Raw genomic sequence first — 242 nt, forward strand, 5'->3', positions numbered from 1 at the left:
CGCCATCCCGCCCGACACCTCGGACGGCATCAAGTCGCGCGCGCCGCGCAGCCCGACCGCGTTGAGCTTCATCAGCACGAGGTCGCGGACCAGGTCTTCGGGCAGGTCGGTGTGTTCGCGCAGCGCGAACGCGACGTTCTCGAACACCGACATGTCGGTGAACAGCGCGCCGAACTGAAACAGCATGCCCATCTTGCGGCGCAGCGCGTACAGGCCGTCGCGCGTCTGCGCGCCGACGTCGG

The 242-nt window shown here is 69.0% G+C and carries 1 pseudogene; it reads right to left on the bottom strand.

What is annotated here, in order from left to right:
• Positions 1-242, bottom strand: a pseudogene (locus SB751_RS34550) (ABC transporter ATP-binding protein); the annotation flags it as partial.

This window comes from Cupriavidus sp. SIMBA_020 (assembly GCF_046535395.1).
In the GTDB taxonomy this organism is placed as follows: Bacteria; Pseudomonadota; Gammaproteobacteria; order Burkholderiales; family Burkholderiaceae; genus Cupriavidus; species Cupriavidus campinensis.